We start from the raw sequence: 26,600 nt of genomic DNA on the forward strand, positions 1-26,600 counted from the left end.
TATTGCTAGCGCCGTCATGGCCAGTCGGCGATTAGGACCACAAATCCGCAAGATAAATCTGTCACGCATCATCCGAATCAGAAAAATCGCTACCGGATGCTTCACCCAACTGTTTCGGAATGTTCAGCCCGAAGTGCAGATAGGCATGACGGGTCACCACCCGCCCCGGGGCGTACGCATGATGTAGCCCTGCTGGATCAGATAGGGCTCCAGCACATCCTCGATGGTGTGACGCTCCTCGCTGATCGCCGCCGCCAGGCTGTCCACGCCTACCGGGCCGCCATCGAACTTCTCGATCATGGTCAGCAACAGGCGGCGGTCCTGATGATCGAAGCCACGCTCGTCGACATCCAGCAGGTTCAGCGCCATATCCGCCACGCCCTTGGTGATCTCGCCCTTGCCGCGCACTTCGGCGTAATCGCGCACCCTGCGCAACAAACGGTTGGCGATCCGCGGCGTTCCACGGGCACGGCGGGCAATTTCGAAGGCGCCCTCTTCCTCGATGGGCAGCCCGAGAATACCGCCGGAACGGCTGACGATGGTGGCCAGGTCGGCGTTGCTGTAGAACTCAAGACGCTGGACGATACCGAATCGGTCACGCAGCGGATTGGTCAGCATCCCGGCACGGGTGGTAGCGCCGACCAGGGTGAATGGCGGCAGGTCGAGCTTGATCGAGCGCGCCGCAGGCCCTTCGCCGATCATGATGTCCAGCTGGAAGTCTTCCATGGCTGGATACAGCACTTCCTCGACCACCGGCGACAGGCGATGGATCTCGTCGATGAACAGCACGTCGTGCGGTTCGAGATTGGTCAGCAGCGCGGCCAGGTCGCCCGGACGCTCCAGGATGGGCCCCGACGTGCTCTTGATCGACACGCCCATTTCCTGGGCGATGATATTGGCCAGGGTGGTCTTGCCCAACCCCGGCGGGCCGAAGATCAGGGTGTGGTCGAGAGATTCGCTACGGTTGCGCGCGGCCTGGATGAACAGCGCCATCTGCTCGCGCACCACCGGCTGGCCGATGTATTCGGCCAGGCGCAGCGGGCGTATCGCCCGGTCCTGGACTTCTTCCCGGTCGCGCCCGGTGGCGGTTATCAAACGGTCGGCTTCGATCACTTAAATCATCCCTTTCAGGCTGCGCCGGATCAGCTCTTCGCTGCTCAGGCCCTTGGCATCCACGGCGGCCACCGCGCGGCTGGCCTCCTGGGGTTTGTAGCCCAGGGAAATCAGGGCGCTGACCGCGTCGGCTTCGGCGCTGGATACGGTCGCCAGTGGCGCAGGACCATTCGGCACCAGCTGGAACATGCTCGGCACCGTCTCCCAGGCCTTGAAGCGATCCTTCAGCTCGACCAGCAGACGCTCGGCGGTTTTCTTGCCGACTCCCGGCACCTTGACCAAGGCCGACGCATCCTGCGCCTGGACACAGCGCACCAGTTCATCGACATCCAGGCCGGACATCAGCGCCAGGGCCAGCTTGGGACCGACGCCATTGAGCCGGATCAATTCGCGGAACAGCTCCCGCTCGCGCTTTTCAAAGAAGCCATAAAGCAGGTGGGCATCCTCGCGCACGATCAGGTGCGTGTGCAAGGTTACGGTTTCCCCCACCTTCGGCAGGCGATAGAGGGTCGTCATCGGCACTTCCAGCTCGTAGCCGAGGCCATTGATATCGACAATCAGGTGCGGCGGCTGCTTTTCAGCCAAGGTGCCGCGCAAACGTCCAATCACGCTCGGATCCTTTCTCGTGAGCGCCGCGGTCAACCGGCAGCGCTTCTATATAAAGCAGGGATGCTATCAGAGACGCAGCCGTCCGTTGCGACTGCGCGCCACACCCAGGCCATGCGGTACCAGGCTGGAACGGGTATGGGCGTGACACAGGGCGATGGCCAGGGCGTCCGAGGCATCGATCTGTGGCTTCTGCGTCAGCTTGAGCAGATGCATGACCATCATCTGCACCGCCTCCTTGTTCGCGCCGCCACTGCCAGCCACTGCCTGCTTGACCTGGCTGGCCGTGTATTCGGCAATTTCCAGCCCGGCCTCGGCCGCCGCGACTATGGCCGCGCCCCGGGCCTGGCCGAGCTTGAGCGCAGAGTCGGCGTTGCGGGCCATGAACACCCGCTCGATGCCCATGGTTACCGGACCATGCTGACGGATGATCTCGCTCACGCCACGAAACACGATTTGCAGGCGCTCATGCAGCTCGCCGCTGCCCGTGCGGATACATCCCGACGCCACGTACTCGCAGCCGCGTCCGGTATGGCGAACCACACCGTAACCGGTTATCCGCGAGCCGGGGTCGATACCAAGAATCAGAGTCATTGCACCTGCGCCGTGTTGCACATACAAAAAGCCGGCCCCGCCTCCAGGGCGGGACCGGCCTCGGACAATGCAGAAAAACCTTAGCCGAGCTGTTCCATGATCTCGTCAGGAATTTCAGCATTGGAATAGACGTTTTGCACGTCGTCCAGGTCTTCCAGCATGTCGATCAGCTTCAGTACCTTCTGCGCACCGTCCAGGTCCAGCTCGGCGCTGGTGGTCGGCTGCATCACGATTTCCGCGTCAGAGGCCTTGAAGCCCGCGGCTTCCAGGGCGCTGCGCACGGCATAGAAGCTGGCGAACGAGGTGAACACATCGAAGGAGCCGTCGCCATTGCTGACCACGTCATCGGCGTCGGCTTCCATTGCCGCTTCCATCAGGGCGTCTTCATCGACGCCTTCGCCGAAGCTGATCTGCCCCTTGCGTTCGAACAGGTAGGCGACGGAGCCGTCGGTACCGAGATTACCGCCGCACTTGCTGAAGGCATGACGCACGGCCGCTGCGGTCCGGTTGCGGTTGTCGGTCATGGCCTCGACCATGATCGCCACGCCGCCCGGGCCGTAGCCCTCGTAGCTCAGTTCCTCGACGTTGTCCGCTTCGGCAGTGCCGGCGCCACGGGCGATGGCACGGTCGATGATGTCGCGGCTCATGTTCGCACCCAGCGCCTTGTCCAGCGCCAGGCGCAGACGCGGGTTGGACGCAGGGTCGCCACCGCCCTGCTTGGCAGCGACGGTCAGCTCACGAATCCATTTGGTGAAGATCTTGCCTCTCTTGGCATCCTGGCGCTCTTTGCGGTGCTTGATGTTCGCCCACTTGGAATGACCCGCCATAACTGACTCCAAAAATCCTTGAAACAAAATCAAGTGCCTTACCGCCGATGCGGAAGACACGACTGAATCGGGGTGCCTTAAAGCGAAGACGCATCCCGTGGGATGCGCCTTTCAGACCGGCTTACTCGGCCTTCTGCTGCTCACGCAGGCGAATGTGCAGCTCGCGCAGCGCCTTGGCATCGACCAGGCCCGGGGCCTGGGTCATGACGCAGGCAGCGCTCTGGGTTTTCGGGAAGGCGATCACTTCACGGATCGACTGGGCGCCGGTCATCAACATGACCAGGCGGTCCAGACCGAAGGCCAGGCCACCGTGTGGCGGTGCACCGAACTTCAGGGCGTCGAGCAGGAAGCCGAATTTCTCTTCCTGTTCCGCCGCCTCGATACCCAGCAGGCGGAATACCGCCTGTTGCATTTCCTTGCGATGGATACGGATCGAACCGCCACCCAGCTCGGTACCGTTCAGCACCATGTCGTAAGCGCGGGACAGCGCGGTAGCCGGGTTGGCTTCCAGCTCTTCCGGAGTGCACTTCGGTGCGGTGAACGGGTGGTGCAGCGCGGTGAAACTGCCGTCTTCGTTTTCCTCGAACATCGGGAAGTCGACGACCCACATCGGCGCCCACTCGCAGGTGTACAGGTTGAAGTCGGCACCCAGCTTGATACGCAGCGCGCCCAGGGCCTCGCTGACGATCTTGGTCTTGTCGGCGCCGAAGAAAACGATGTCGCCATCGACCGCGCCGACGCGATCCAGGATCACGTTCAGGTTGGCCTCGGGAATGTTCTTGACGATCGGCGACTGCAGGCCTTCGACGCCCTTGGCGCGCTCGTTGACCTTGATGTAGGCCAGGCCCTTGGCACCGTAGATGCCGACGAACCGGGTGTACTCGTCGATCTTGCTGCGCGGCATGCTCGCGCCGCCCGGCAGGCGCAGGGCGGTAACGCGGCACTTCGGATCGTTGGCCGGGCCGGCGAACACCTTGAAATCGACATCCTTCAACTGGTCGGCGACATCGACCAGTTCCAGCGGGATACGCAGGTCAGGCTTGTCGGAACCGTAGCGGCGCTGGGCTTCCTCGAAGGTCATGTGCGGGAATTCGCCGAATTCCAGGTCCAGGACTTCCTTGAACAGCTTGCGGATCATGCTTTCGGTCAGGCCCATGATCTCGGACTCATCGAGGAAGCTGGTCTCGATGTCGATCTGGGTGAACTCGGGCTGGCGGTCGGCACGCAGGTCTTCGTCACGGAAGCACTTGGCGATCTGGTAGTAACGGTCGAAGCCGGCGACCATCAGCAACTGCTTGAACAGCTGCGGCGATTGCGGCAGGGCGAAGAAGCTGCCGGCGTGGGTACGGCTCGGCACCAGGTAGTCGCGTGCACCTTCCGGCGTGGCGCGGGTAAGGATCGGCGTTTCGACGTCGAGGAAACCGTTCTCGTCGAGGAACCGGCGGATGCTCGAAGTGATGCGCGAACGCAGGCGCAGTTTCTCGGCCATCTCCGGACGACGCAAGTCGATGAAGCGATAGCGCAGGCGGGTTTCCTCGCCGACGTCGGAGTATTCGTTCAGCGGGAACGGCGGGGTTTCCGCTTCGTTCAGCACTTCAAGGTCGTAGCCCAGCACTTCGATGGCGCCCGACGCCATGTTCGGGTTGACCGCGCCGGCAGGACGCAGGCGCACGCGGCCGGTGATCTTCACCACATACTCGCTGCGCACGCGATCGGCGGCGGCGAAGCTGTCGGCGCGATCAGGATCGAACACGACCTGGGCCATGCCTTCGCGATCGCGGATATCGAGGAAGATCACCCCGCCGTGGTCGCGACGACGATGAACCCAGCCGCAAAGGGTGATTTCCTGACCGTCCAGGCTCTCGTTCAGTTGGCCGCAATAGTGGCTGCGCATCATGATGGTGGTTTCGCTTCTCGTCATTCGTGAATTCGTTCAGGCCCGGGCTAGTACGATGGGTACGGGCCCTGGCGGCCGCAAAGGGTCAATAGTGCAAGACCCGGGCAGTACAGTTCAACTCAGTCGCCGTTGCCGGCCAGATTCTTTTTCGCACCGGTCTTGAAATCGGTTTCGTACCAGCCCTTGCCGCTCAGGCGAAAACCGGGGGCGGACAGGACCTTTTTCAGTTCGGGCTGCTGGCAGGCGGGACAGTCGGTCAGCGGCGCCGCGCTGATTTTCTGCAGCACTTCCATCTGGTGGCTGCAGGAACCGCATTGATAGTCGTACAGAGGCATGAGGTGTATCTCGGGTGAGTCCTGCGCGGACCGCGCCACGCAGCAAAAAGCGGGATTATATATGGTTAGCCGGGGCTGTGCAGCCCACGGACGACACCTGCGTGGCGAACGGTCATCGGACCGGATCGCCCTCCTCGTCCGCCTCGTCGGCTGCGTTGAGCAGGAACACCACGCAGATGACCCGCACCAGCCCGCTGAAGTTCTTGACCCCGCCATGGCGCAGATGAACCTCCCGGTCGACATGGGACAGCACCGAGTTGACCGTGCAGCCGTTGGCCCGGGCAATCCGCTCCAGCACGGCCCAATAGATGTTTTCCAGGCGCAGGCAGGTTGCGAAACCGTTCAGTCGCACCGAGCGCGACAAGGGCTGGGCCAGTTGCATGTTGAAATCCGACTCGAACGGGTCGATATCGATGCCCCGCGGCTCGCCGGGCTTGCACAGGCTCTGATTCAGGGATCGGGACATTGCCACACCACTCACCAGGACAGGAAGGAAAGCGCGGGCGAAGGCACCGCGCACGTCCCGTCATGAAGCGCCGATGGATCCGGCTGCACTAGCAGACGACCGCCCTCGTGATGTAGGAGGTATCAGCAAACCGCGGCCTATCGGATAACCGGAGAAAACGCTTCCAGGCCTTGCGAAACGTGGCCGGCAGGCACAAAAAACCCGGCGCCTTTTCGAGGACGCCGGGTTTTGCGCTTAGCCTGGACAGGTCAGCGGTGAATCATTTCTCTTCGAGCAGGACGCGCAGCATCCATGCAGTCTTCTCGTGGACCTGCATGCGCTGGGTCAGCAGATCGGCTGTCGGCTCGTCGCTGACCTTGTCGGTCAACGGGAACAGGCTGCGGGCGGTGCGCACAACGGCCTCCTGGCCTTCGACCAGGTACTTGATCATCTCGTCCGAGCTCGGCACACCTTCGGTTTCCTTGATCGAGGCCAGACGCAGGTACTGGGCATAGGTGCCGGGGGCCGGGAAGCCCAGGGCACGGATCCGCTCGGCGATCGAGTCGACGGCCAGCGCCAGTTCGTTGTACTGCTCTTCGAACATCAGGTGCAGGGTGCGAAAGCTGGGACCGGTCACGTTCCAATGGAAGTTGTGGGTCTTCAGGTACAGCACGTAGGTGTCGGCAAGCAGGCGGGACAGGCCGTCGGCAATGGACTTGCGATCTTCTTGGCTGATTCCGATATCGATTGCCATCTGAAAATTCCTTCCTCTGATTTTTCGGTTCAAACGCTCTGGTGTCACTGTATCAAGAGTTTTCACAGCGTGCAGCCCAGACCCCGTGACACGATGCTGCAGGCCTCGCGAGCCGGGCGTCCCGCTGATTTGAGAAGCCCCGGGCTTTGCGGTTAAATAGGCGGCGTGCCGCCATGGCCAAGTCTCAGCGCCATGGCGCATAGGCTGGAAACGCCACGCTTTTGCGCTTTTTCCATGTACCGCGCACCGTGGTTCCAGCTCTTACTGTGATCCGCCTGAATAATGATGCGAGCCAAACCAACATGTTCAAGATCGTCCACCTCCTGACGGGCGCAGCTGCCTTGCTGCTGTCCTTCATACCCAGCCTCAGGGCCGATACCACGCCCTACCTGCAACAACCCGACGCCATCTACCTGGCACTCCTGGGCCTGGCCAACCTGATCCTTGCCCCGATCGTTCCGCAGTACTACAAGGGCGTACGCCAGTATCTGCAGATCGCCGCCAGCGTATTCCTGGTGCTTGCAGTGATCCTGCAGGCGCTGGCGCTGCTGGCATTGCCCGACATGGATGCCCTCGCCGCCCTGCTGGTTGCGCTGCTCGCCGCGGTGCTTCACCTCGGTGCCGGCTTCATGAGCCAGCCCAAGGCCCGCAGCACCGGCAACACCCAGTACGACATGAGCAACCGCGATACCGGCACGGTAAAGTGGTTCAACACGTCCAAGGGCTTCGGCTTCATTTCCCGGGACTCGGGAGACGACATCTTCGTGCACTTCCGCGCGATTCGCGGCGAAGGCCACCGGGTATTGGTCGAAGGCCAGCGTGTCGAGTTCTCGGTCATGAATCGGGACAAGGGGCTGCAGGCCGAAGACGTGATCGCTGCACCTCGCCGCTGATCACTGACCGCTGCAAACGAAAAAGCCGCGAAGCCTTGTAGGCTGTCGCGGCTTTTTCATGGAGGAAACTTCAGTAATGCGGCGGCGGCGCTTCCTCTTCGCCTGCCCCATATTGCCCCATCACCTCCTCATAGCGCTTGAGCAGGGCGGCCATCTGCAACTGCAGGCGCTCCACGACACGCTGCTGCTCGACGATCACATCGTTCAGGGCCAGCAAAGTATCATCCTGGAAGGCCAGGCGACTCTCCAGCTCCATTACCCGCTCTTCAAGGTTCATTGCTCAAGCCTCCACGAACCGGAAGTCATCACCCAGTACTGCCGCGATGCGCTGGCGGACTTCATTCAACTGATCGGCCGTATATCCGACTGCAGGTTTTTGCCCCCAAACCGGCGCCGGCCATGCAGCGTCATTACGACGGCGAACGATCACATGCATATGTAGCTGGCTGACGACATTACCCAGCGCGGCCACATTCATCTTGTCCGCGGCAAAACATTCCCCAAGCGTTTTACTCAGGAAATCGGTTTCCTTCCAAAGTTGCAGGCGATCACTGTCATCCAATTGAAATATTTCACTGATGCCAGGGCGACGGGGCACCAGGATGAACCAGGGATAGTTAGCATCCTTACTAAGTAACAAACGGCAAAGAGGAAAGTCCCCCAATGCGAAAGTGTCTTGTTCAAGACGCGAATCCAATGCAAACACGGGGCAATCTCCTCATCATTCAGTGCAGCCCACCTGCGCGACACAGGAGCGCAGGATACTCCTGTTACCGGTATCGGGCACGGGCGGACAACAAAGCACCGAAAAGCAGCCCGCAAAACCGGGCCGCCGAAGCGTTTCACCCCGTGTTTCAGGGCACCGGTAACAAAATGCTACTTTCCGCACCAAAATGGCGCTTCGCGACCTACCGAGGAGCGCCGGACATCCACAAACTACCCACTCAAGGCCCTGCGACGGTAACGTTCTGACTTCGAGGTCGATTTTTCCCTTATTCCAGAAAAATACCGACAAAAGAGCGGAGCGTTCTTTGAGCCCCGGTTTTTCGGTCCTTTTCCGGTGCCAGACTGGAAAAAGTGAAAATTTCGTCAACACTTGGCGGCTTTGAGCACGCTTGTTGCATTGCACCTTGGCATGGTCGGCATGTCGTCTGCATACACAGCCGGGGTGCGACAAATAACAACAGCTGCACGGGCGACCAGGGAGTTTGGGGATCGCGGATCCAGGGTTATGAAGCATGGTCTTGGGTCCGACCGAAACAGCGCTGGAGTTGTACGATCCGTCCTACGCGGAACGTAATTTGCGACATGGATATAAGTATTTGCGACACGACCGTAAAGTTACCGAAAGGTTCAATTCGCAAGTATCGCTAATGACAGTCAGCGTGATATACATTTCCGCCGACTCAAACAAGAAAGAGCAGCCCCGATAAAAAAACCAGGTGGGGCAGCAGCAATCTTCCTAAAAACCAAAGGAGCAAATCACGATGCGCGTGATGAAGTGGAGCATGATCGCCCTGGCCGTAGCTGCCGGGACCTCGCAACTGGCTGTAGCGTCCTCGCAGGATGAGTCCAAGGGTTTCGTCGAAGACAGCACCCTGACCGCAAAAACCCGCGCCATGTACATGAACCGCGACCTGAAGCACGGTGAGGCCAACACCAACGTCAAAGGCGATCGCAAAGGCTATCGTGAAGACGCTGGCGTCTCCGAGCTGGTGACCTTCGAATCCGGCTTTACCCAAGGCACCGTAGGTGTCGGTGTGGACGCCATGGCAATGGGCTCGGTCCGCCTGGACGGCGGCAGTGGCCGCACCCGCGGCGACAGCGGCAACGGCCTGTTCCGTAACGACAGCGACGGCAACCCTGAAAAAGCCCAAGGCAAGGGCGGCGCCGCAGTCAAGTTCCGCATCTCCGACACCGTACTGAAGTATGGCCAGCAGTTCGTAGCCAGCCCGGTATTCGCCACCGACGACAGCCGTCTGCTGCCGGAAGTCGCTACTGGCACCTTGATCACCAGCAAGGAGATCAAGGGCCTGGAACTGAGCGCCGGTCGCTTCACCGCGCTGAGCTCGCAGACTGGCATGGGCCGTGACAGCATCAACGGTCGCAATGCCAAAGGCCTGACCTCGGCCAACATCGTCGGCGCCACCTACGCGTTCACCGATTCCTTCACCGGCACCCTGGCTGCATCGGACGTCGAAGACTACTGGAAGAAGCAATACATCAACCTGAACTACACCCTGCCGATCAATGACACACAATCGCTGAACTTCGACTTCAACGGCTATCGCTCGAAGGATCAGGGCGAAGCAATAGCCAACGAACTGGACAACAAACTGTGGAGCCTCGCCGGTGCCTATAGCTTCGGCGCCCACAAGTTCACCCTGGCCTACCAGCGTTCCAGCGGTGACACCGGCTACAACTACGGCGTAGATGGTAACGGCACGATCTTCGTTGCCAACTCCATCCAGATTTCCGACTTCCTCGGCAAGGACGAGAAATCCTGGCAGGCTCGCTACGACCTGAACATGGCATCCTTCGGCGTACCAGGCCTGACCTTCATGACCCGCTACATCAAGGGTGATGACATCAGCACCACTTCGGGCAACGAAGGCAAGGAACACGAGTGGAACTTCGAGTCCAAGTACGTCATGCAGGAAGGCCCGGCCAAAGACCTGTCCTTCCGCGTTCGCTACGCCGTGTACCGTGCCAACGATGCTTACCAGGAAGACTACACCCCTGACAACAACGATGTACGCCTGATCATCGAGTACCCACTGAGCATCCTGTAAGCCCTCCGGCCCGCAGACCTCAGTACGAAGAAGCCCGGCCCTGCCGGGCTTTTTCATTTGTGTCATCGACTTACGACAGATTAGGTTTCCTGCGTCCTATACGTTACCGATTCCCCCCGTACAATGCGGGGTCATTTCAGTTAAGCAACCGACAACGGCCTATCATGCGCACCAGTCAATATTTGCTCGCCACACAGAAAGAAACCCCTTCCGACGCGGTCGTCATCAGCCACCAGCTCATGCTGCGTGCCGGCATGATCCGCAAGCTCGCCTCCGGCCTGTATACCTGGCTGCCGATGGGCCTGCGCGTGATGCGCAAGGTCGAAGCCGTGGTTCGCGAGGAAATGAACGCCGCCGGTGCCCTGGAAGTGCTGATGCCGGCCATCCAGCCGGCTGAGCTGTGGCAGGAGTCCGGTCGCTGGGAACAGTACGGCCCCGAGCTGCTGCGCCTGAAAGACCGCCACAACCGCGAATTCTGCGTCGGCCCGACCCACGAAGAGGTCATCACCGACCTGGCCCGCAACGAGCTGAGCAGCTACAAGCAGCTGCCGCTGAACATGTACCAGATCCAGACCAAGTTCCGCGACGAGATCCGTCCGCGCTTCGGCCTGATGCGCGGCCGCGAATTCATCATGAAGGACGCCTACTCCTTCCATGCCGACCAGGCTTCCCTGCAGGAAACCTACGACCGCATGCACCAGGCCTACTGCAACGTGTTCACCCGCCTGGGCCTGAACTTCCGTCCGGTGCAGGCCGATACCGGCTCCATCGGCGGCAGCTACTCCCACGAGTTCCATGTGCTGGCCGAGTCCGGTGAAGACGACGTGATCTTCAGCGACAGCTCCGACTACGCCGCCAACATCGAAAAAGCCGAGGCCATCCCGCGGGAAACCGTGCGCCCTGCGCCGACCGAAGCCCTGCGCCTGGTCGATACCCCGAACACCAAGACCATTGCCGCCCTGGTCGAAGGCTTTGGGGTGCCGATCGAGCGCACCATCAAGACCCTGATCGTGCATGGCGCGGAGGAAGGCAAGCTGGTGGCCCTGGTGGTCCGTGGCGACCACGAACTCAACGAAATCAAGGCGACCAAGCTGCCCCAGGTCGCCGAACCGCTGGTCATGGCCAACGAAGAAGAGCTGCGCGCAGCCATTGGCGCCGGCGCCGGCTCCCTTGGCCCGCTGAACCTGCCGCTGACCTGCATCATCGACCGTTCGGTCGCCCTGATGAGCGACTTCGCCATCGGCGCCAACATCGACGACAAGCACTACTTCGGCGTGAACTGGGAACGCGATCTGCCGGTTCCGGAAGTCGCCGACCTGCGCAATGTGGTCGAAGGCGACCCTAGCCCGGACGGCAAGGGCACCCTGCAGATCAAGCGCGGTATCGAAGTGGGCCACATCTTCCAGCTCGGCACCAAGTACAGCGAAGCGCTGAAGTGCCAGGTGCTGGGTGAGAACGGCAAGCCGGTCACCCTGACCATGGGCTGCTACGGCATCGGCGTTTCCCGCGTGGTCGCTGCCGCCATCGAGCAGAACTACGACGACAAGGGCATCATCTGGAGCGACGCGCTGGCGCCCTTCCATATCGCCCTGGTACCGCTGCGCTATGAAACCGAGGAAGTCCGTGCGGCCACCGACAAGCTGTACGCCGAACTGACCGCCGCCGGCTTCGACGTGCTGCTCGACGATCGCGACAAGAAGACCAGCCCCGGCATCAAGTTCGCCGACATGGAACTGATCGGCATTCCGCACCGTATCGTCGTCAGCGATCGCGGCCTGGCCGAGGGCAAGCTGGAATACAAGCACCGCACCGAGAGCGAGGCCCAGGCCCTGCCCGTGGCGGACGTCGTGTCGTTCCTGCAAGCCCGCATCCGTCGCTGATAGCCAATGCCAGAGTAGCCATGTTCAAGCGAAGTACCTTTACCTTCGGCGGCGCCGCCTTGTGCGGCGCCCTGCTCCTGGGCGGTTGCGCCAACCAGATGTCGCAGCGCAGCGACCACGAGGAACGCATCGAGCGCAAGCTGCTCGAGCACAGCCTGCAGATCGATGTCGGAGAGCCCAAGGTACTCGAGCTGCCGCAACGCCGTGTGCGCATCCATGAGCAGAAGAACTTCGAAGTGACCGAATTCGAAGTGACCCGCCGCTACGATCGCTACACCCCGTATCAACCCTGGCGGGAAATCTATGAGATTCCGCTGGGTGCGGTGGCGGTGGTCGCCGGGGTCGGCGCCAACGTGGTGAACGTTTTCGCCCTTGGCAGCCTTCCCGACAGCGTCACTCATGACTGGCTCAGTTATGGCATCGCCGGCCTCAACCCGTTCATGAACGTGCAGTCCAATGGCCGCGCGCAGCAGAACCTGGCCGGCATCGATGAAGTGCAGAAGGACAAGCGCCAGGAATACAGCAGTGTTCCCTGGAGCGAGCGGCCGGTCGAGGTGAAGGCTGGCAAGAGCACCTACGAGCTGACCACCGATCGCAATGGCGTCCTGCGCCTGAACCTGCTGGACAGCCCGTTCAGCGAACAGAACCTGACCCATGTCGGCACCCTTCACCTGTCGGTGGTCGATGACGACAGTGCGGTGCGCGCCGACGCCAGCTTGCTGGTGAGCGGCACCCTGCGCAACAAACTGGTAGAAGCCCATGACCTGATCTTCGACGACCTCGAGGACGACGATGTCAGCCAGTGGGTGCACCGGGTCAAGCGCCTGTCGGACCTGGGCCTGGAAGAGGAAGCCAGCGAACTGGAACAGAGCCTGATCGAGCTGACCCGCAACGATCCGGAGCTGCAACAGGAATTCCTGCAGTCGCTGAGAAAGGATGCGCATCGCCTGGTCGCAGATCCTGCCGCCCAGTGAGTGAAATACCCTCCGCAAAAGCACCGTTAAGGTGCTTTTTGCATTTCAGGAGACGGGAAACAGCTCCAACTGTTCATGAGCGCCGCGCAGGTCCTGCAAGCGCACGCCGATACCCAGCAGGCGAACCGGCCGCCCACCGCGAGCGAAGGCCTGGCCGAGCAACTGCTGGTAACTGTGCAAGTCTCGCCCTGCCCCCGCCTGCTCCAGGGTGGTCTGGCTGAAATCATGGAACTTGACCTTGACGAATGGCTTGCCAGGCCGATAGCTGCTGTCGATTCGCTGCATGCGGCCATTGAGTGATTCAAGCAATTCCGGGAGCTTCTCCAGGCAACTGGCCAGGTCCGGCAAATCCTGGTCGTAGGTGTTTTCCACGCTGATGGACTGGCGCCGGCTGTCGTTCTGTACCGGGCGCTCATCGATACCGCGGGCCAGATTGAACAGGCGCTCGCCAAACCCGCCGAACTCCCTTACCAGCGCCAACCGCTCCCACTGACGAAGGTCGAGGCAGGTCACGATGCCCAGGCGATGCAGCTTGTCCGCGGTAACCTTGCCCACGCCGTGCAGCTTGCTTACCGGCAAGCCTGCGACGAAGCCTTCCACCTCCGCCGGGGTGATCACGAAGCAGCCGTTGGGCTTGCGCCAGTCGCTGGCGATCTTGGCCAGGAACTTGTTGGGCGCCACTCCGGCGGAAACGGTGATATGCAGGCGCTGGGCGATCTTGCGCCGGATATCCTGGGCGATCAGCGTGCCACTACCCGAACAGCGCTCGCTGTCGCTGACATCCAGATAGGCTTCATCCAGCGACAGGGGCTCGATAAGGTCGGTGTATTCTCGAAAAACGTTGTGGATCTCCCGCGACGCCTCCTTATAGGCATCCATGCGCGGCTTGACGATCAGCAGGTCCGGGCATAGACCCAAGGCGTGCCGCGACGACATCGCCGAGCGCACGCCGAAGGCCCGGGCCTCATAGTTGCAGGTGGCAATCACGCCACGACGCTCGGCCGAACCACCAACGGCAAGCGGCCGCCCGGCCAGGCGCGGGTCGTCACGCATCTCGATGGCCGCGTAAAAGCAATCGCAGTCGATATGAATGATCTTGCGTTGGCGCATGTATGACCGTTAATGCGGAAAAATCGTACGCGCAGTATCTCACTCGCCTTGCCCGACCGCATCACCCCTCTATACCGCCCCGATCAGCGCGGTGCGTGCCCCGCCGCCGGGCCCAGGCCCCTCCCAGAATGCTAACCATTTGAAGAAAAAAGGATTTTTTGCAGCTTTTGCTTGACAGGGAAACGCATCCCTGTAGAATTCGATCCCACAGGCGCGGGATGGAGCAGCCTGGTAGCTCGTCGGGCTCATAACCCGAAGGTCGTCGGTTCAAATCCGGCTCCCGCAACCAGATACAGGAAAAGGCCAATCGAAAGATTGGCCTTTTTCATTTGCCTGCGATTTGGCCAGGGTCAGGTTTTTCAGGAAAATCAACAATTAAGCATTGACAGCAAGAAACAAGGCTGTAGAATGCGCACCCATCAGACGCGGGATGGAGCAGCCTGGTAGCTCGTCGGGCTCATAACCCGAAGGTCGTCGGTTCAAATCCGGCTCCCGCAACCAGATACAGAAAAAGGCCAATCGAAAGATTGGCCTTTTTCGTTTGCGCGGGAAAATTCCCCCACCTCTCGCCCTGGCGCCGGCAACGTAAATATTCTTTAACTATCATGACCGGCACGGATCCGCCTGAACGCTAGTAATATTCAGACATTATTTTGGGTATACGGATTTAATGGTTGATGGGGCACCTTTACCCCACCAACCTGATACCATTATCAGATGGTTGATAGATCGACTCCGTAGTTGAGTTCCTCTGCGAAGTCCGGCAGTCCGTAACCGATGGTTTTCTTGTAGAAAGGAGAGACCTTCGCAGTCGGTGCCTTCTTCTTGTGCTTCGTGGTGTAGAGCATTCGTGCCCGCATCACCTCGAAGGAGTAACCGCGCCCTTCACGGTTCTTGTCCTTGGCCAGTCGGTTGATGGACTCCGTGTAAGCGTTGGTGACGGGCATGTCCGTCTCGAAGTAGGTCATGGTCTCTTCGCGCCAGTTTCCCACTGCCCTGACCAGATCGCTCCAGACTTCCTTTTGGCCCTTCGGGATGGTGGCTATCCACTCGTCCAGGGCGGCTTCTGCCTGGAGCCGTGTGGTGGCGTCCCAGATGCCGTAGAAGCGCTCCTTGTGCTCGTAGGCGGCCAGCAGTTGCGGGAACGCGCCTGTCCAGGTCTCCATGATGAGGCGCTCCCGGTCTGAGACTTCGTGAGCGCGTTTCAGCAGGATTTTCCGGTCTCCCTTGAGAGTCCGGCTCTGGGACGGTTTCAGCTCCTTTCTGAGGCCCTTGCGCACTCTCTCTAGGGCATCGTTGGCCATGCGCACCACATGGAACTTATCGACCACGATACGGGCCTGGGGCAGCACAGCCTTGACCGCTGCCCGGTAGGGGTTCCACATGTCCATGCTGACGATCTCGACCTTCTGCCGGTCTTTCAGCTTCATCAGGTAGTTGGTCACCACGTCCTGGCGGCGGGTGGCCAGCAGGTCGAGCAGGGTTCGCTCCTCAATGTTGGTCAGAATGCAGCGGTAGCGCTTGTTCAGGTATAGCTCGTCAATGCCCAGGATGCGGGGCGTCTCGAAGCGGTGCCAGCGCCCCAGGAACTCGGCGCGGGCGTTGAAGATGTCGCGCACCGTCTTCTCGTCCAGGCCGGTCTGTGCCGCCACAAAGGTGTAGGGGTGGTTGAAGGATTCCTTCTCCACGTACTCATGCAGCCGCAGTGTCATACGGAATCCGTCCACCATCTCCGGTAGCTGGGGCCTGAATGTTGTCTTGCAGGCCCGGCAGGTGTATCGGCGGCGGACCACCCAGAGAGTGACCCGCTTGCCGTGGATGGGCAGATCACGATAGGGAACGTCACGCTTGCCGAACCGCACGAACTCACCCTGCACGCCGCACCCCTCGCAGGCTACTGGTGTAGGTGCTTCAAGCCGAAAATGTATGTCTTCATTCTGCTCATCAGAATCCACCAACTGGTACCCAGGAAGGCTTAACGAATTAATCATCTCCCGCCTTGATCAGAAAAACAGGTAGGTGGCGTAACCGGCAATCATCGCCATAGCAAAAATGACTGCTAAAAACGCCGCTAAAAGCTTCAGCGTGAACAAAGAGCGCAACAGAATGAGCTCAGTCAGGCTGGCTCCGGCACTGCCGATGATCAACGCTAGCACCGTCCCGGCACCCACGCCTTTGGCCATCAGAGCCGCTGCCAGAGGTATGACGGCTTCAGCGCGAATATACAACGGCACGCCGATGACAGCGGCAACTGGAATGGCAAAGGGATTATCTGGGCCTGCATACTGCTCCAATAAGTCAGTGGGCATGAAACCATAGATCACGCTGCCAATCGCAATACCGATGAGCAGGTAAGGCAACACATCGATAAAGTCCGACCAAGCTTCCCGCCACACACCACTGTACTTCCCTTCTTTCTTAACCGTGACAGTGGGTTGACTGTCACAGCATTCGCTAGACGTAGAGACTGTTGTCTTCCTATCAGCCCCGCAAGAAGCCGTCTTCGGAGTGGTGTCGCAGCTGTTGGTGCCGCAACTCGATGCGGTCGATGTAGCACTGCACGGGCTTGCTGATGAACTACATCCACTGCTCTCTTGTGTCGCCGTCCGGCGCACATAACGCTCGAAGCCAAGCGTGTGAAGCAGCCATCCGGCACCTACCGCGACCACCAAAGCGGCGAGCACATAGATAGCAGTAAGTGTCCATCCAAACGTGGCAACCAGCAGGCCGACGACGATAGGATTCAGCAACGGAGATGAGAAAAGAAACACCATCATCGGCCCAAAACCGGCCCGTGCCCGAATCAACCCTTTCAACATGGGGATAGTCGAGCAACTACAGAAGGGCGTTATAGCTCCTAAACCAGCAGCAAGAAAATAGCCTCGCTTCCCACTGGAAGTCAGTAACGCTTCCACCTTGGATGGTGGGATGTGACGTTGAAGAACTCCGACCAGCAAGCTAATGCCAATGAATAAAACCGATAGCTCGATAGCGAGAAAGGCGAACATGCCTAGAGCGTCTTGGAGTTGAGATGACATTCAATATTACTCCTATATTTCTAGTATTGTCGAAATGATGTACGCAGCCTACTTGCGTTTATCCGACCTGTCAACTATAATTCTAGAAACATCGAATTATTGGGGCGTGCTATGGATCACGAAAAGGTTGCAGCCAGCTTAGCTGAGCTAGGGAATAGTCACCGACTGTCCGTGTTCCGCTTTCTGGTCAAAGCTGGCCATGATGGGGCTTCGGTCGGAGATATCCAGAAGGGGCTGGGTATTCCTGCTTCGACGCTATCACATCACCTTGCGCGCATGGCCAAGGTAGGGCTGATCCGGCAGGAGAAACATAGCCGCACGATTGTCTGTATACCCGAGTATGGGCACCTAGAGAATTTGATCGGTTTCTTACAAGAGGAATGTTGTGCAGGTGTCCGGATTGCGCATGAACCAGAACCGCTTTGACGCTTGCCCAGCTCTCGCTGTCCTCCCTAGTCAGCATCGCTATGAAGACTCAGGCGAAGGTGGAAACAGAAAATTGGCAGTAGAGTAGGCTGAAGAGGATCAATCAGATAATCCGCTGAGAAAGATTTTCTTCTTTACATCTTTGGCATTTTATCAACCAGAAATTCCGGATACCCATTATTTTTCCATAGGGATTGGTAAATTGACTGGATACGCCCATCCTGTCGCGCACAGTCCCCGAGGTGATTGATGCGCCCTACCGCTGAAACCGACATTCCCGTTACTGCCGCCCATCCTATTGCCGACAGCCGCCTGCGCTGGCTCGATCTGCTGAGCAAGTATCGTCAACCCATCGGCCTGGCCGTGACCCTGGTGCTGTTCGGGATAGCCCTGATCGCCTGCCGGCACTTGCTCAGCGAGCTGGATATCTACGCCCTGCATGACCAGTTGCTGAGCGTGCCGTTGCCTGCACTCAGCGGCGCCTTGCTGGCAACCGCAATCGGCTTCGTGATCCTGCTTGGCTATGAGTGGTCGGCCAGCCGTTATGCCGATGTCAAACTGCCTGCTGGCAGCCTGGTCATGGGCGGCTTCTGCGCCTTTGCCATCGGCAACGCCATTGGTTTGTCGCTGCTTTCCGGCGGCTCGGTGCGTTACCGCCTGTATGCCCGGCAAGGCGTCGGTGCGGCCGAAGTGGCGCGCATGACCTTGTTCGCCAGCCTGTCCCTGGGCTGCGCACTGCCACCGCTGGCAGCGCTGGCAACCCTGAGCAACCTGCCCGCTGCAGCCGAAGCGCTGCGCCTGCCTGCGGGTGTGCTGGCCGCTATCGCTGTTACGGTGCTGCTGCTCAGCGCAGCCCTCGCCTACGGCCTGTATCGTCGCCGCTTGCCCGAACAGCCGTTCGCCCACGCCCTGCTGGCCCGGGTCGGTCGTCGTACCCTGCGCTTGCCGGGCGCCAGGCTGGCCCTGCTGCAACTGGTCATCACTGCCCTGGACGTGGCCGCCGCCGCAACCGTGCTCTACCTGCTGCTACCCGAAGCCCCACCTTTCGGCGCCTTCCTGCTGGTCTACCTGTTGGCCCTGGCGGCAGGCGTCCTCAGCCATGTACCTGGCGGCGTCGGTGTATTCGAAGCGATCTTGCTGGCCGCCTTTGCCAACCAGTTGGGCGCCGCGCCGCTGGCCGCCGCGCTGCTGCTGTATCGCCTCATCTATGTGGTGCTGCCGATGCTGGTGGCCTGCGTGATCCTGCTGGCCAGCGAAGCGCGCCGCTTCCTCTTTGCGCAACAGGCGATCAAGGTCGCCTCGGGCCTGGCTGCGCCAGTGCTCGCCGTGCTGGTATTCCTTTCCGGCGTGGTGCTGCTGTTCTCGGGTGCCACCCCGGAAATCGATACCCGTCTCAAGCACCTGGGCTTCCTGATCCCGCACCGCCTGATCGATGCCTCGCACTTCGGCGCCAGCCTGATCGGCGTGCTCTGCCTGCTGCTCGCCCAGGGCCTGCGCCGTCGCCTCTCGGCAGCGTGGATGCTGACCACCATATTGCTCCTGGTCGGCGCCCTGCTGTCCCTGCTCAAGGGCTTCGACTGGGAAGAAGCCAGCATCATGATCTTCACCGCGAGCCTGCTGGCCTTGTTCCGGCGCTCGTTCTACCGTCCGAGCCGATTGCTGGAACTGCCCTTCTCGCCGGTCTACCTGGTAGCCAGCGCCTGCGTGGTCGGTGCGTCGATCTGGCTTTTGCTGTTCGCCTATCAGGACGTGCCCTATAGCCATCAACTGTGGTGGCAGTTCACCCTCGATGCCGATGCCCCGCGCGGCCTGCGCTCGGCGCTGGGCAGCGCGGTGCTGCTGGTCGTGCTGGCCCTGACCTGGCTGCTGCGCACCGCCCGCCCGACGATCCATCTACCGACCGCCGAAGAACTGCAGCGCGCCAACCGCATCCTGCTGGCGTCGGACCAGCCCGACGGCGGCCTGGCCTTGACCGGCGACAAGGCGCTGCTGTTCCACCCCAACGATGATGCCTTCCTGATGTACGCGCGCCGTGGTCGCAGCCTGGTCGCGCTGTACGACCCGATCGGCCCGACCCAGCGTCGCGCGGAGATGATCTGGCAGTTCCGCGACCTCTGCGACGTTCATCACGCCCGCCCGGTGTTCTACCAAGTGCGCGCCGAGAACCTGCCGTTCTACATGGACATCGGCCTGACGGCGATCAAGCTGGGCGAAGAGGCACGGGTCAACCTGCCGCGCTTCGACCTGGAAGCCAAGGGCAAGGAGATGAAGGACCTGCGCTACACCTGGAACCGAGGTAGCCGCGATGGCCTGAGCCTGGAAATCCACGAACCCGGCCAGGCGCCGCTGGAAGAACTGAAGGTTATTTCCGATGCCTGGCTCAGCGGCAAGAACGTGCGCGAGAAAGGTTTTTCCCTGGGCCGCTTCAGCGAAGACTACCTGCAACACTTCCGCATCGCCCTGATCCGCTTCCAGGGCCAACCGGTGGCCTTTGCCAACCTGCTGGAAACCCATAGTCGCGAACTGGCCAGTCTCGACTTGATGCGCGCCCATCCGGAGGCGCCGAAGCTGACCATGGAATTCATGATGATCGGCCTGATCCAACACTATAAACAGCATGGATATGCCCGCTTCAGCCTTGGCATGGTGCCCCTGTCGGGCCTGCAGCCGCGGCGCGGCGCACCACTGACCCAGCGCCTGGGCTCGATGGTGTTCCAGCGCGGCGAGCAGCTCTATAACTTCCAGGGCCTGCGCCGCTTCAAAGACAAGTTCCAGCCAGACTGGGAACCCCGTTACATGGCCGTCCCTGCCGGACTCGATCCGCTGGTCGCACTGGCCGATACCGCCGCCCTGATCGCGGGCGGTCTTACAGGATTGGTGAAACGCTGATGATTCGACGTTACTGGCATTACCTGCTCGGCGCGCTGCTCGCGGCGCTGCTGGCAGCGGCGGCAGGCTTCTGGCTGTGGACGCGCCCGGCTCCGGAGGCGCACCTGGAGCACATCACCCTCGGCGACGGCAGCACTGCCGTGCGCGCCACCCCCGGCACCGACGCCCGGGCCCGGGTGCTGATCGCCTCGCCACAGGACCAACTGCTGAGCGACAAGCAACTGCTGGACCTCAGCCAGAGCGGTGAAGCGCAGTTGGTCCAGGTCACCCTGCCGCTGGGCGACTGCGCTCAGCAGCAAAAAGCCGTGCAGCTTGCCATCGAGCAACTCAAGGGCGCGCCGACCCTGGTCGCCGGCATCGGCCCCGGCGCCAACCTGGCCTGGGACTGGCTGGCCGCGCAAAAGGACGACAAGGCCCAGGCCATTTCCGTGGGCTTCAACCTGGAACGCCCGGGCTGCACGCTTCCGCTCGCCAAGTCGGCCCCCCATGGCCACTGGAACGTGGCGTGGAACGACAACCCTGACGATGCCAGCGCCGCTTTCGTGCGCGACCAGGCCAACGCCGAAACCAGCATCTCCGACTACGACGTGCACCTGCCGCAGGTGCTCAAGGCGCAACTGACCACCGCCCTGCTGGGCGAAGACGGCAACGCGATGAGCATCCCGGTGGTGGAGGTGCCCGCCGGGCAGACGACCGACACCGTGACCCTGTTCCTTTCCGGTGACGGCGGCTGGCGTGACCTGGACCGCGACGTCGCCGGCGAGATGGCCAAGCTTGGCTATCCAGTGGTGGGCATCGACACCCTGCGTTACTACTGGCAGCACAAGACTCCGGAACAAAGCGCCGTGGACCTCTCCGAACTGATGCAGCACTACCGGCAGAAATGGGGCACCAAGCGCTTCGTACTGACTGGCTACTCCTTTGGCGCGGACGTGCTGCCGGCGATCTACAACCGCTTGCCGGAAGCGGACCAGAAGCGCATCGATGCCGTTATCCTGCTGGCTTTCGCCCGTAGCGGCAGCTTCGAGATCGAAGTGGAAGGCTGGCTGGGCCAGGAAGGCAAGGAGGCCCCGACCGGCCCGGAAATGGCGAAGATGCCGGCGGCCAAGGTGCTCTGCGTGTATGGCGTGGAAGAAACCGATGAAAGCGGCTGCACCGACAGCACGGCGGTAGGCGAGAAGCTCAAGCTGCCGGGCGGTCACCATTTCGACGAGAACTACCCGGCATTGGCGCGCAAGCTGATCGGCGAGATCGAAAGCCGCCAGGGCAAGACCAGTGTGGCTGAGCAGAATTGAGGTGGCCCTAGGCCTCATCGCTGGCAAGCCAGCTCCCACAGGGTCCGCGTGCACCGCTGAACCTGTGGGAGTCAGAGCCTGCCAAGGATTTTGTGATCACTGCGGACACTGTGGGAGCTGGCTTGCCAGCGATGAGGCCCTGGAAGCCCGTTAGATCTCGACCTGGGTTCCCAATTCGATCACCCGGTTCAGCGGCAGATTGAAGAACCGCAGGTTCCCGTTGGCATTCTTCAACAGGAATGCGAACAGGTTCCCTCGCCACCGCGCCATCCCTTCCAGCCGCGAGGCGATCACCGTCTCCCGGCTGAGGAAGTAGGTGGTGCGCATAGGGCTGAAGTCCAGCTCGTCCAGATGGCACAGGCGCAGCGCCGCCGGTACGTCCGGCTCGTCCATGAAGCCGAAGTGCAGCAGCACGCGGAAGAACCCGTCGCCATACGCCTCGACCTCGAAACGCTCCTGCTCCGGCACCCGCGGCCGGTCTTCGCTGACCACCGTCAACAGCACCACCTGGCTGTGCAATACCTGGTTATGCAGCAGGTTGTGCAACAGCGCGTGGGGAACCGCATCCGCCCGCGCGGTAAGGAACACCGCGGTGCCCTCCACCCGGTGCGGCGGCTGCACGCGAATACTGCCGATAAACACCGGCAGCGGCAGTGCGCCCTCGTCGATGCGTTCGACAAGAATCTGCTTGCCGCGCTTCCAGGTGCTCATCAACAACAGCAGCACCGCACCGGCCAGCACCGGGAAGGCACCACCCTGGACCACCTTGGGCAGGTTCGCGGCGAAGAACAGGCCATCGACCAGCAGGAAGCCAAGCAGGATCGGCACGGCCAGCAACGGTGGCCATTTCCACAGCAGCAGCATCACGGTGGACACTAGCAAGGTGGTCATCAACATGGTCCCGGTCACCGCCACGCCGTAGGCTGCGGCCAGGGCGCCGGAAGACTCGAAACCTATCACCAGCAGGACCACTGCCACCATCAGCGTCCAGTTCACCGCGCCGATATAGATCTGTCCCTGCTCGTCGCTGGAGGTGTGCTGGATCTGCATGCGCGGGATATAGCCGAGCTGGATGGCCTGGCGGGTCAGGGAGAACGCTCCGGAAATCACCGCCTGGGACGCGATCACCGTGGCCAGGGTCGCCAGGGCGATCAACGGGAGCAGTGCCCAGCCCGGAGCCAGCAGGTAAAACGGGTTGCGCGCGGCATCCGGGTTCTGCAGGAGCAAGGCACCCTGGCCGAAATAGTTGAGCACCAGCGCCGGCAACACCAGGGCGAACCAGGCCCGGGCAATGGGCTTGCGGCCGAAGTGGCCCATGTCGGCGTACAGCGCCTCGGCGCCGGTCAGCGCCAGCACCACAGCCCCGAGAATGGCTACGCCCATGCCGGGATGAACGATGAAGAAACGCACCGCCCACACCGGGTTGAACGCCTTGAGCACCTCAGGGCTCTGGGCAATGCCGTGCAGGCCTAGCAGCGCCAGGACCACGAACCAGGCGACCATTACCGGACCGAACAGGATGCCGATCTTCGCCGTACCGTGTTTCTGCACCAGGAACAGCGCCACCAGGACGACCAGGGCAATCGGCACCACCCAGTGATCGATGCCGTCGAAGGCCAGCTCCATGCCCTCTACCGCCGACAACACCGACACCGCCGGGGTGATCATGCTGTCGCCATAGAACAGCGCAGCGCCGATAAGGCCGCAGATCACCATCATCGCCCTGAGCTTCGGCCGTGACGCCGAGGCCCGGGTGGCCAGCGCCGTCAGGGCCATGATCCCGCCCTCGCCCTGGTTATCGGCACGCAGGATGAAGGTCACGTACTTGATCGACACCACCCAGATCAGCGACCAGGCGATCAGGGAAAGAATGCCCAACACACCATCATGGTTGACCGGCACCCCGTAACCGCCGGTAAAGACTTCCTTGAGGGTATACAAGGGGCTGGTCCCGATATCGCCATAGACCACCCCGACAGCTGCCACCAGCAGGCCCAACGACTTGGTCGCCCCATGCCCCGCAGCGGCTTCACTGCTCGCCTGACCCATCAACCACTCCCGCAAAAAAGAACCGGAAACCGGTGAATCTCGTACCAGACGTCATGATTTTTCTCGTCGGCCGAACCGCGTTGCGCCTGTCATGAATTGACACAGGCGCAACGCGGCGAAGCATAGCGCAGCGTTCGTCGTTTTTCTGCTGGGTGGAGACCCAAGGCCACCATCGACGCGCTACTCCGGGCGCACTGCGATGCTCCAAACAAACGCTCACACTCCTGCACTCCCTGCCCGCCAGGCAGTCAGTACACTCCCGGTCACCTCGCAAGCATTGCGCTCCGATATCTCATTTTGGCTGTATTCGCTGGATCCGATAAAAACATGCAATCCACGATCTGTCGCCTTTAAGGTACAGTTTATGTATGAAGTGGAACACGTGCTGTCTCCCAACGGAGTGGATATCTATCAAGCCTGGCTCGACACCGTGCGAGACAAGCGCTCCAAGGCAAGGATCACTACGCGGGTGGATCGTGCCTCATTAGGCCACTTCGGGGATGTCTAACCAGTGGGTGAAGGCATCTTCGAAATGAAGATCAATTTTGGGCCTGGGTTTCGCGTCTATTACGCCCTGCAGGATCGCAAGATCATTTTCCTGCTGGGCGGAGGTTCGAAAGACAAGCAGCAAAAAGACATCGACCAGGCCAAGGCCCTTTGGAAATCTCATAAGGTGAATTGAATGAAAGCTCGCAGTCGTCCTCATGAAGACAGCGTTCTCGACATGCTGCGGGATGACGAGGACTTTGCCATCGAATATCTCGCTACCGCCCTTGAGGAAATTGACGAACCTGGTGGTGAAGACGTGTTTCTTCTCGCAATTCGGCGCATCGTGGAAGCAAGAGGTGGCATGAGTAGCCTCTCACAAAGTACAGGCCTGGCCAGACCCAGCCTGTACCGTTCGATAGCAGCAGGAGGTGACCCGAAACTCTCCACTGTTCTGAAGGTGCTTCAGGCTCTGGGCATCGGCATGTCCAAAGTCGTATCCCACAGAACTGAAGAAGCATGAGACCGACTCGTTATCCGGGGCTTTTCTTTCGCTCCAGCGTCTGCAACGCCGAACAGACAGCACCATCAACATCCTGAGGAAGGGTCGAGCTTTCATCACCCGGCACATCCTGAAGTGAGCGGTACAGCGTTCGTCGTTTTTCTGCTGGTCAAGCAGGCGAACGCTCGCTAGAATTGCGCACTTTTTGACCAGAGGCGCCTGGAAGCGCCCGCCAGGGTTGCCTCCTCCTTCTATCCGGCAGCCCCTCTACACCGAGGTTAACCATGTCCACGACCGATACTCCCACCACGCCGAAGGTAGGATTTGTCTCACTCGGGTGCCCGAAGGCTCTCGTCGACTCCGAGCGCATCCTCACCCAACTGCGGATGGAAGGTTACGAAGTCGTGCCCACCTATCAGGACGCTGACGTGGTGGTGGTCAACACCTGCGGCTTCATCGATTCGGCCAAGGCCGAGTCCCTGGAAGTGATCGGCGAAGCCATCAAGGAAAACGGCAAGGTCATCGTCACCGGCTGCATGGGCGTCGAAGAAGGCAACATCCGCGATGTGCATCCGAGCGTGCTGGCCGTGACCGGCCCGCAGCAGTACGAGCAGGTGGTCAGCGCCGTGCACGAGGTGGTTCCACCGCGTCAGGACCACAACCCGCTGATCGATCTGGTGCCGCCACAGGGCGTCAAGCTGACACCGCGCCACTACGCCTACCTGAAGATTTCCGAAGGCTGCAACCATAGCTGCAGCTTCTGCATCATCCGTCGATGCGCGGCAAGCTGGTGAGCCGCCCGGTTGGCGAAGTGCTCAGCGAGGCCGAGCGCCTGGTCAAGGCCGGGGTCAAGGAAATCCTGGTGATTTCCCAGGACACCAGCGCCTACGGCGTCGACGTCAAGTACAAGACCGACTTCTGGAACGGTCGCCCGGTCAAGACCCGCATGCTGGAATTGTGCGAAGCACTGAGCAGCCTGGGCGCCTGGGTTCGCTTGCACTATGTCTATCCATACCCGAACGTGGACGACGTGATCCCGCTGATGGCTGCCGGCAAGATCCTGCCGTACCTGGATATCCCGTTCCAGCACGCCAGCCCGAAAGTGCTCAAGGCCATGAAACGCCCGGCCTTCGAAGACCGGACCCTGGCGCGCATCAAGAAATGGCGCGAACAGTGCCCGGACCTGATCATTCGCTCCACCTTCATCGTCGGCTTCCCCGGTGAAACCGAAGAAGACTTCCAGTACCTGCTGGACTGGCTCACCGAAGCACAGCTCGACCGCGTTGGCTGCTTCCAGTACTCACCCGTCGAAGGCGCGCCGGCCAACGACCTGGGCCTGGACGAAGTCCCGGACGAGATCAAGCAGGACCGCTGGGACCGCTTCATGGCTCATCAACAGGCCATCAGCAGCGCCCGCCTGCAACTGCGCATCGGCCGCGAGATCGAAGTGCTGATCGACGAAGTCGAGGAGCAGGGTTCGGTGGGTCGCAGCTTCTTCGACGCACCGGAAATCGATGGCAACGTGTTCATCGATGGCAACCATGGCTACAAGCCGGGCGACAAGGTGCGCTGCCGAGTAGTGGATGCCGATGAGTACGACCTCTGGGCCGAGCCTGTCTAAGGCCCCCAGCGGAAAAAACCAGGCCCCTTTCCGGGGCTTTGTTTTTTCTGCGGTTACAATGCCACCCATTACCC

The 26,600-nt window shown here is 60.9% G+C and carries 21 protein-coding genes, 2 tRNA genes and 3 pseudogenes; 12 read left to right on the forward strand and 14 right to left on the reverse strand.

Features of this window, described 5'->3' with window-relative positions; translation table 11 throughout:
• Window positions 1–61: 61 nt before the first annotated feature.
• From ruvB to CSV86_RS18655, 8 genes and pseudogenes are all read right to left on the reverse strand, one after another.
• Window positions 62–1,113, reverse strand: a pseudogene (gene ruvB, locus CSV86_RS18620) (Holliday junction branch migration DNA helicase RuvB).
• On the reverse strand, window positions 1,114–1,722 hold the full coding sequence (gene ruvA, locus CSV86_RS18625) for a Holliday junction branch migration protein RuvA (RefSeq protein WP_009402111.1): 609 nt from the start codon (window positions 1,720–1,722) through the stop codon (window positions 1,114–1,116).
• A 66-nt stretch (window positions 1,723–1,788) separates the two neighbouring features.
• Window positions 1,789–2,313, reverse strand: coding sequence for a crossover junction endodeoxyribonuclease RuvC (gene ruvC, locus CSV86_RS18630; protein WP_009402113.1), 525 nt, complete (start codon window positions 2,311–2,313; stop codon window positions 1,789–1,791).
• 80 nt (window positions 2,314–2,393) lie between these two features.
• Window positions 2,394–3,140, reverse strand: coding sequence for a YebC/PmpR family DNA-binding transcriptional regulator (locus CSV86_RS18635; RefSeq protein ID WP_009402115.1), 747 nt, complete (start codon window positions 3,138–3,140; stop codon window positions 2,394–2,396).
• A gap of 121 nt (window positions 3,141–3,261) precedes the next feature.
• Window positions 3,262–5,037 carry an aspartate--tRNA ligase gene (gene aspS, locus CSV86_RS18640; RefSeq protein WP_037061084.1) on the reverse strand — a complete coding sequence of 592 codons (1,776 nt, stop codon included), beginning with the start codon at window positions 5,035–5,037 and terminating at the stop codon, window positions 3,262–3,264.
• A gap of 119 nt (window positions 5,038–5,156) precedes the next feature.
• Complete coding sequence (locus CSV86_RS18645; protein ID WP_009402119.1) at window positions 5,157–5,372, reverse strand: FmdB family zinc ribbon protein; 216 nt, start codon at window positions 5,370–5,372, stop codon at window positions 5,157–5,159.
• A gap of 112 nt (window positions 5,373–5,484) precedes the next feature.
• Window positions 5,485–5,838 carry a ribbon-helix-helix domain-containing protein gene (locus CSV86_RS18650; RefSeq protein WP_009402121.1) on the reverse strand — a complete coding sequence of 118 codons (354 nt, stop codon included), beginning with the start codon at window positions 5,836–5,838 and terminating at the stop codon, window positions 5,485–5,487.
• Window positions 5,839–6,097: 259 nt separating this feature from the next.
• The gene (locus CSV86_RS18655; protein ID WP_009402123.1) at window positions 6,098–6,571 is read right to left on the reverse strand and encodes a Dps family protein; all 474 of its coding nucleotides are present in this window, start codon (window positions 6,569–6,571) and stop codon (window positions 6,098–6,100) included.
• 302 nt (window positions 6,572–6,873) lie between these two features.
• Here CSV86_RS18655 and CSV86_RS32790 point away from each other — a divergent pair, with 302 nt between their 5' ends.
• Window positions 6,874–7,464 carry a cold-shock protein gene (locus CSV86_RS32790; protein WP_037061086.1) on the forward strand — a complete coding sequence of 197 codons (591 nt, stop codon included), beginning with the start codon at window positions 6,874–6,876 and terminating at the stop codon, window positions 7,462–7,464.
• Window positions 7,465–7,534: 70 nt separating this feature from the next.
• Here CSV86_RS32790 and CSV86_RS18665 read toward each other — a convergent pair whose 3' ends face one another.
• On the reverse strand, window positions 7,535–7,741 hold the full coding sequence (locus CSV86_RS18665) for a SlyX family protein (protein WP_009402128.1): 207 nt from the start codon (window positions 7,739–7,741) through the stop codon (window positions 7,535–7,537).
• A 3-nt stretch (window positions 7,742–7,744) separates the two neighbouring features.
• On the reverse strand, window positions 7,745–8,170 hold the full coding sequence (locus CSV86_RS18670; RefSeq protein WP_009402130.1) for an HIT family protein: 426 nt from the start codon (window positions 8,168–8,170) through the stop codon (window positions 7,745–7,747).
• Window positions 8,171–8,951: 781 nt separating this feature from the next.
• On the opposite strand from CSV86_RS18670, the gene CSV86_RS18675 reads away from it, so the two are divergent.
• From CSV86_RS18675 to CSV86_RS18685, 3 genes are all read left to right on the forward strand, one after another.
• Window positions 8,952–10,256 carry an OprD family porin gene (locus CSV86_RS18675; RefSeq protein WP_009402132.1) on the forward strand — a complete coding sequence of 435 codons (1,305 nt, stop codon included), beginning with the start codon at window positions 8,952–8,954 and terminating at the stop codon, window positions 10,254–10,256.
• 164 nt (window positions 10,257–10,420) lie between these two features.
• The gene (locus CSV86_RS18680; protein WP_009402134.1) at window positions 10,421–12,136 is read left to right on the forward strand and encodes a proline--tRNA ligase; all 1,716 of its coding nucleotides are present in this window, start codon (window positions 10,421–10,423) and stop codon (window positions 12,134–12,136) included.
• 20 nt (window positions 12,137–12,156) lie between these two features.
• Entirely contained in the window at window positions 12,157–13,110 is a 954-nt protein-coding gene (locus tag CSV86_RS18685) for a hypothetical protein (RefSeq protein WP_009402136.1), read from the forward strand.
• A 45-nt stretch (window positions 13,111–13,155) separates the two neighbouring features.
• Here CSV86_RS18685 and dinB read toward each other — a convergent pair whose 3' ends face one another.
• Window positions 13,156–14,220 carry a DNA polymerase IV gene (gene dinB, locus CSV86_RS18690; RefSeq protein WP_009402137.1) on the reverse strand — a complete coding sequence of 355 codons (1,065 nt, stop codon included), beginning with the start codon at window positions 14,218–14,220 and terminating at the stop codon, window positions 13,156–13,158.
• Between the two features lie 212 nt (window positions 14,221–14,432).
• Between dinB and CSV86_RS18695 the strand changes: the two genes are divergently transcribed.
• Window positions 14,433–14,509 (forward strand) — tRNA-Met (locus tag CSV86_RS18695).
• 135 nt (window positions 14,510–14,644) lie between these two features.
• A tRNA-Met gene (locus tag CSV86_RS18700) sits at window positions 14,645–14,721 on the forward strand.
• A 212-nt stretch (window positions 14,722–14,933) separates the two neighbouring features.
• On the opposite strand, the gene CSV86_RS18705 is transcribed toward CSV86_RS18700, so the two are convergent.
• Together CSV86_RS18705 and CSV86_RS18710 are read right to left on the reverse strand one after the other, a co-directional pair.
• A complete protein-coding gene (locus tag CSV86_RS18705) occupies window positions 14,934–16,211 on the reverse strand; it encodes an ISL3 family transposase (RefSeq protein WP_000610830.1) in 1,278 nt (425 codons plus the stop codon).
• A 12-nt stretch (window positions 16,212–16,223) separates the two neighbouring features.
• Window positions 16,224–17,228, reverse strand: coding sequence for a permease (locus tag CSV86_RS18710; protein WP_040363373.1), 1,005 nt, complete (start codon window positions 17,226–17,228; stop codon window positions 16,224–16,226).
• 141 nt (window positions 17,229–17,369) lie between these two features.
• Between CSV86_RS18710 and CSV86_RS18715 the strand changes: the two genes are divergently transcribed.
• The 3 genes from CSV86_RS18715 (at window position 17,370) to CSV86_RS18725 (ending at window position 21,868) form a co-directional block, all read left to right on the forward strand.
• Window positions 17,370–17,684: an ArsR/SmtB family transcription factor gene (locus CSV86_RS18715; RefSeq protein WP_000349485.1), complete on the forward strand. Its 315-nt coding sequence runs from the start codon at window positions 17,370–17,372 to the stop codon at window positions 17,682–17,684.
• Between the two features lie 249 nt (window positions 17,685–17,933).
• Window positions 17,934–20,573: a bifunctional lysylphosphatidylglycerol flippase/synthetase MprF gene (gene mprF, locus CSV86_RS18720; RefSeq protein WP_009395148.1), complete on the forward strand. Its 2,640-nt coding sequence runs from the start codon at window positions 17,934–17,936 to the stop codon at window positions 20,571–20,573.
• Window positions 20,573–21,868, forward strand: coding sequence for a virulence factor family protein (locus tag CSV86_RS18725; RefSeq protein WP_009395155.1), 1,296 nt, complete (start codon window positions 20,573–20,575; stop codon window positions 21,866–21,868). Before mprF ends, CSV86_RS18725 begins: the two co-directional genes overlap by 1 nt.
• Before the next feature lie 150 nt (window positions 21,869–22,018).
• Here CSV86_RS18725 and CSV86_RS18730 read toward each other — a convergent pair whose 3' ends face one another.
• Entirely contained in the window at window positions 22,019–23,917 is a 1,899-nt protein-coding gene (locus tag CSV86_RS18730) for a potassium transporter Kup (protein ID WP_009395156.1), read from the reverse strand.
• Window positions 23,918–24,281: 364 nt separating this feature from the next.
• On the opposite strand from CSV86_RS18730, the pseudogene CSV86_RS32795 reads away from it, so the two are divergent.
• From CSV86_RS32795 to rimO, 3 genes and pseudogenes are all read left to right on the forward strand, one after another.
• A pseudogene (locus tag CSV86_RS32795) lies at window positions 24,282–24,599 on the forward strand (type II toxin-antitoxin system RelE/ParE family toxin).
• Complete coding sequence (locus CSV86_RS18740; protein ID WP_009395166.1) at window positions 24,600–24,926, forward strand: addiction module antidote protein; 327 nt, start codon at window positions 24,600–24,602, stop codon at window positions 24,924–24,926.
• A gap of 263 nt (window positions 24,927–25,189) precedes the next feature.
• Window positions 25,190–26,526, forward strand: a pseudogene (gene rimO / locus CSV86_RS18745) (30S ribosomal protein S12 methylthiotransferase RimO).
• The last annotated feature ends 74 nt before the right edge of the window (window positions 26,527–26,600 follow it).

The organism is Pseudomonas bharatica CSV86 (assembly GCF_000319305.2).
Classification (GTDB): Bacteria; Pseudomonadota; Gammaproteobacteria; order Pseudomonadales; family Pseudomonadaceae; genus Aquipseudomonas; species Aquipseudomonas bharatica.